Annotated in this window: 5 protein-coding genes; all 5 read left to right on the top strand. The window is 69.5% G+C overall.

Annotated elements, in window-relative coordinates:
- A partial coding sequence (araA, locus tag VJR25_RS10935; protein ID WP_324115001.1) for an L-arabinose isomerase occupies positions 1–1,474 on the top strand: 1,474 nt, incomplete at its 5' end.
- Positions 1,475–1,476: 2 nt separating this feature from the next.
- A complete protein-coding gene (locus VJR25_RS10930; protein ID WP_324115000.1) occupies positions 1,477–2,424 on the top strand; it encodes an aldose 1-epimerase family protein in 948 nt (315 codons plus the stop codon).
- A 51-nt stretch (positions 2,425–2,475) separates the two neighbouring features.
- Positions 2,476–3,489 (top strand): aldo/keto reductase family protein, encoded by a 1,014-nt coding sequence (locus VJR25_RS10925; protein WP_324114999.1) that lies wholly within the window; start codon positions 2,476–2,478, stop codon positions 3,487–3,489.
- Between the two features lie 100 nt (positions 3,490–3,589).
- Entirely contained in the window at positions 3,590–4,603 is a 1,014-nt protein-coding gene (locus VJR25_RS10920; protein WP_324114998.1) for a LacI family DNA-binding transcriptional regulator, read from the top strand.
- A 156-nt stretch (positions 4,604–4,759) separates the two neighbouring features.
- Positions 4,760–6,088: an ABC transporter substrate-binding protein gene (locus VJR25_RS10915; RefSeq protein WP_324114997.1), complete on the top strand. Its 1,329-nt coding sequence runs from the start codon at positions 4,760–4,762 to the stop codon at positions 6,086–6,088.
- Positions 6,089–6,093 lie beyond the last annotated feature (5 nt).

Here is a 6,093-nt window from a genome sequence, read left to right as displayed (position 1 = left end):
CGAAGTCTGGTTCGTCACCGGCAGTCAGTCGCTCTACGGCGACGAGACCCTCCGCCAGGTCGCCGAGCAGGCCCGCGCGGTCGCCGAGGGCCTCGCCGGGCTTCCGGTGAAGGTCGTCTTCAAACCCGTGCTCATCGAGCCCGACGGCATCCGGCGCCTCGCGCTCGACGCGAACTCCCGCGATGACGTCATCGGCGTGATCGCGTGGATGCACACGTTCAGCCCGGCCAAGATGTGGATCGCCGGCCTCGACGCCCTGCGCAAGCCGCTGCTGCACCTGCACACGCAGGCGAACGTCGAGCTGCCGTGGGGCGAGATCGACTTCGACTTCATGAACCTCAACCAGGCCGCGCACGGCGACCGCGAATTCGGATACATCCAGACGCGGCTCGGCGTCGCCCGCAAGACCGTCGTCGGTCACGTGTCGCATCCCGCGGTGCAGGCGCAGATCGAGGACTGGCAGCGCGCCGCCGCCGGCTGGGCGGCATCCCGCACGCTCAAGCTCGCCCGCTTCGGCGACAACATGCGCTACGTCGCCGTGACCGAGGGCGACAAGACCGAAGCCGAGCTGCGCTTCGGCGTGCAGGTGAACACGTGGGGCGTAGGCGAGCTCGCGGATGCCGTGGCCGCCGCATCCGAGGCGGACGTCGACGCCCTCGTGGCCGAGTACGAGGACTCCTACGACGTCGTGCCGGAGTTGCGGCGCGGCGGCGAGCGGCATCAGTCGCTGCGCGACGGCGCCGCGATCGAGCTCGGTCTGCGGTCGTTCCTCGAGGAGGGCGGTTTCGGGGCGTTCACCACCACGTTCGAAGACCTCGGCGCCCTGAAGCAGCTGCCCGGGCTCGCCGTGCAGCGGCTCATGGCCGAGGGCTACGGCTTCGGCGCTGAGGGCGACTGGAAGACCGCGATCCTCGTGCGCATCGCGAACGTGATGGGGGCCGGACGGCCCGGCGGAGCATCTCTCATGGAGGATTACACGTACGACCTTGTGCCCGGCGACGAGAAGATCCTCGGCGCGCACATGCTCGAGGTGTCCCCGTCGCTCAGCTCGGCGCGGCCGCGGCTCGAGATCCACCCGCTCGGCATCGGCGGCAAGGACGACCCGGTGCGGCTCGTCTTCACCGCCGACCCCGGGTCCGCAGTCGTCGTCGCGATGAGCGACCTGCGCGAGCGTTTCCGGCTGGTGGCGAATATCGTCGAGAACGTGGATGCCCCCGACCTGCCGAAGCTCCCCGTCGGGCGCGCGGTGTGGAAGCCGCAGCCGGACTTCCAGACCTCCGCGGCCTGCTGGCTCGCCGCCGGTGCCGCGCACCACACCGTCATGACGAACAACGTGGGCATCGACGTGTGGCGGGACTTCGCCGAGATCGCCGAGACCGAGCTCGTCGTGATCGACGAGGACACCACGGTGCGCGCCTTCCAGCGCGAGCTGCGCTGGAACCAGGCGTACTACCGCCTGGCGCAGGGGTTCTGACGATGGCGCGCGTGCCGCTGCCCGGAACCCAGCACGTGCTGCGGGCGGGGGAGTACGAGGCGTCGGTGGCGAGCGTCGGCGCATCCCTGCGGTCACTGCGTGTGCGCGGACGCGACCTCGTCGTGCCGTTCGCGTGCGACGAGGTGCGCCCGGCGTACCGCGGTGCCACACTCGTGCCTTGGCCGAACCGGGTCGTCGACGGGACCTACGCGTTCGGCGGCACCGAGTACCGGCTGCCGCTGACCGAGCCCGAGCGCGGTCATGCGCTGCACGGCCTCGGAGCGTGGCTCGACTACAAGGTCGTCGGCAAGGACGCCGACCGGGTGTCGCTGGAGGGCGTCATCCAGCCGCAGGCGGGCTACCCGTGGCGCGTCCGCGTCCGCACCACCTACGCGCTCGGGGCGGACGGTCTCAGCCAGACGGTCACCGCCACCAACGAGTCGGTCGATCCCGTCCCGTTCGGCACCGGCCCGCACCCGTACCTGGTCGCCGGGACCGGAACGGTGGACGACTGGACGCTGGAGCTGCCGGCGGCCGACCTGCTGCAGGTCACGCCCGACCGGCTCATCCCGACCGGGGTCGCGCCTGCAGCATCCGTCGACGCGGACCGCTTCGACTACCGCACCGCCCGCCGGATCGGCACGGCCGAGATCGACCACGCCTACACCGGGCTGATCCGGGATGCCGCCGGCGACGCGACCGTGCGGCTGACCGACGGATCCGGGCGAGGCGTGGCGATGGTGTGGGATGCCGCCTGCCCCTGGGTGCAGGTGCACACCGCCGATCTGCCCGATCACGGCGCCGGCCACCGGGCGGGGCTCGCGGTCGAGCCGATGACCTGCGCGCCCGACGCCTTCAACGCGGGGGAGTACCCGTACGACGCGGGGCTCACGGTCATCGAGCCGGGGGCATCCGTCACGGCCGGCTGGCGCATCGCCGCACTCGACTGACCCTCGCGGCCGACGCCGGCCGCATCGAACGAACAGACACAGGAGAACAGCATGGTGGGTTATCGGTACCTCGGAAACAGCGGCCTCAAGGTCTCGGAGATCACGTACGGCAACTGGGTGACGCACGCGTCGCAGGTCGACGACAGCGCCGCGATCGCCACGGTCCACGCCGCGCTGGATGCCGGCATCACCACGTTCGACACCGCCGACACGTACGCCAACACCGCAGCCGAGGTCGTGCTCGGCAAGGCGCTGGCCGGTCAGCGCCGCGAGTCCCTCGAGATCTTCACGAAGGTGTACTTCCCGACCGGCCCCATGGGGCCCAACGACACCGGGCTGAGCCGCAAGCACATCCGGGAGTCGATCGACGCGTCGCTGACGCGTCTCGGCCTGGACTACGTCGACCTGTACCAGGCGCACCGGTTCGACTACGAGACCCCGCTGGAGGAGACCTTCCAGGCGTTCGCCGACGTCGTGCGGCAGGGCAAGGCTCTGTACATCGGCGTCTCGGAGTGGACGGCCGAGCAGCTGCGCGCGGGTGCAGCCCTCGCCAAGGAGCTGCACGTGCCCTTCGTGTCGAACCAGCCCCAGTACTCGATGCTGTGGCGCGTCATCGAAGAGAAGGTCGTGCCGACGAGCGAGGAGCTCGGCCTGTCGCAGGTCGTCTGGTCGCCGATGGCGCAGGGCGTGCTGTCGGGCAAGTACCTGCCCGGGCAGCCGGTGCCGGAGGGGTCGCGCGCGACCGACGAGAAGAGCGGCGCGCGCTTCATCGAGCACTTCCTGCGCGACGACGTGCTGACGGCGGTGCAGCGACTGAAGCCGATCGCGGAACAGGCCGGCCTCACCATGCCGCAGCTGGCGATCGCGTGGGTGCTGCAGAACCCGAACGTCGCATCCGCGCTGGTCGGCGCATCCCGCCCCGAGCAGATCGCATCGAACGTCGCCGCCTCGGAGGTGACGCTGGATTCCGACACGATGGCCGCGATCGACGAGGCCCTCGGCGACGTGCCCGAGCGCGACGGATCGAAGACCGACGACGTGTCGCCCAAGACCCGCCTGGTCTGACCCGCGCGCCCGGGCGCGCGCGGGGTCGGCGATGCGGTCGCGGTTACCTCCCTACAACGTTGTAACCTGCGTTAGGGTGACCTGGACGAAGGGGGACGCGATGGCCGCGACACTGCACGATGTGGCACGCCTGGCCGGGGTGTCGATCAAGACGGTGTCGAACGTCATCAACGACTACCCGCACGTGCGCCCGGCGACCCGGGAGAAGGTGCAGACCGCCATCGCCGAGCTCGGCTACACGCCGAACCTCACCGCGCGGAACCTGCGCTCCGGGCGCACCGGCGCGATCGCCCTCGCGGTGCCCGACCTCGCGCTCAGCTACTTCGCCGAGCTCGCCGCGCACGTCATCGCGGAGGCCGAGCGGGCCGGTGTCGTCGTGCTCGTCGAGCAGACCGACGGCGATCGGGACCGCGAGCTCGAGCTGTTGCAGAGCCCGCGCCTCAAGCTCACCGACGGGCTCATCTTCAGCGCGCTCGGGATGGGGCAGGAGGATGCCGCCGCGCTCGCCGTGGACTACCCGCTGGTGCTGCTCGGCGAGCGGATCTTCGATCCGTCGGTCGACCACGTGACGATGCGGAATGTGGATGCCGCCCGGGCGGCGACCGAGTACCTCATCACCTCCGGGCGGCGCCGGATCGCGGTGATCGGCGCCCACGAGGGCGAGGTCATCGGCTCGGCCGGGCTCCGCCTGCAGGGGCATCTGGAGGCGCTCGAGGCCGCCGGCATCCCGTTCGACCCGCAGCTGGTCGCGCACACGACGCTGTGGCACCGCGCGAACGGTGCGAATGCCATGCGGGAGCTGCTCGATCGCGGCGTGGGCTTCGACGCCGTGTTCGGGCTCAACGACACCCTCGCATTGGGCGCGATGCGGGTGCTGCAGGTGTCCGGCAGGCGCGTGCCGGAGGACGTCGCGGTGATCGGGTTCGACGACCTCGACGAGGCGGAGTACTCGATCCCGTCGCTGACCACGGTCGACCCTGGGCAGAAGTGGATCGCGCGCACCGCCGTGCAGCGTCTGCTCGAGAAGATCGCCGACGCGGATGCCGCGGGGACGCCGCGTCTGCAGCTCGCGGACTTCCGCATCGCCGAGCGCGAGTCCGCTCCCGCCGCCTAGCACTTTCCGGCTCGTGCTTGACACGTCGGCCGTCAGCCTCCAAACTGTCATTTACAACGTTATATGCAACGTTGTAAATCAGCTGATCACGCGATGGCGCATCCGATCGCCCCGGACGTGATGACGAAGGTGTCTCCCACCCCGAAAGGAATCCCGATGAAGAAGTTCCTCGCCCTGGGCGGTGTGCTGGCCGTCACGGCGGCCGCGCTGGTCGGCTGCTCCACCGGCGGCGACGCCGGCTCCTGCCAGAACAAGATCGTCCACTCCGATGCCACGCAGGTCTCGATGTGGGCGTGGTACCCGAACTTCAAGCCGGTCGTCGACCTGTTCAACAAGACCCACAAGGACGTCCAGATCTGCTGGACCAACGCCGGCGCCGGAAACGACGAGTACACCAAGTTCTCCACCGCCATCAAGGCGGGCTCCGGCGCGCCCGACGTCGTCATGCTCGAGAGCGAGGTCGTGCCCAGCTACATCGCCGACGGCTCGATCATCGACCTCTCGAAGCTCGGCGCCGACAAGGTGAAGGGCAACTACTCCGAGGGCGCGTGGAGCGACGAGTCCAAGGACGGCGCCGCGTACGCCATCCCCGTCGACGGCGGCCCGGTCGGGATGCTGTACCGCGCGGACCTGTTCCAGAAGTACGGCATCACGAAGGTCCCGACCACGTGGGCCGAGTACGCGGCCGATGCCGAGAAGATCAAGCAGGCCTCCGGCGGCAAGACGCTCATGACCGATTTCCCGGGCAACGGCCGCGCATACCAGACCGCCCTGTTCGCCCAGGCCGGCAACACCCCCTTCGCCCTCACCGGCAAGACCTCGATCACCATCAAGGCGGACGACTCGGCCAGCACCAAGGTGCTCGGCTACTGGAACGACCTCGTGCAGCGCAAGCTCGTCGGCACCGAGGACGCCTCCACCACCGACTACAACACGCACCTCGTCGACGGCACCTACGCCTCGGTGATCGCGGCCGCCTGGCTGCCCGGCTACCTGCAGGGCTTCACCGGGGCCGACAAGAGCGCCGTGTGGAAGGCCGCACCCGTGCCGCAGTGGGATGCCGCCAACCCGACGCAGATCAACATCGGCGGCTCGGCGTTCGCCGTCAGCAACCAGGCCAAGGACAAGAAGGCGGCGGCCGAGGTCGCCATGGACATCTTCGGCACCGAGGCGGCGTGGAAGATCGGAATCGAGAAGGCGGCGCTGTTCCCGCTGTGGAAGCCCATCCTGGAATCCGACTACTTCAAGAACAAGGCCTACGCGTTCTTCGGGGGCCAGCAGATCAACAAGGACGTCTTCCTGACCGCCGCGACCGACTACAAGGGCTTCCAGTTCAGCCCGTTCCAGAATTACGCGTACGACAAGCTGACCGACGCGGTCAATGCGACGAACAAGGCCAAGTCCGCCCCGGCTCAGGCCCTCGCCACCTACCAGGGCAACCTCATCACCTACGCCCAGCAGCAGGGGTACAAGGTCGCCCAGTGAGCAGG

It is taken from the genome of Microbacterium sp. (assembly GCF_035277845.1).
Classification (GTDB): Bacteria; Actinomycetota; Actinomycetes; order Actinomycetales; family Microbacteriaceae; genus Microbacterium.
Note: the sequence above shows the minus strand (reverse complement) of the source record. Positions and strands in the feature narration are given on the sequence as shown.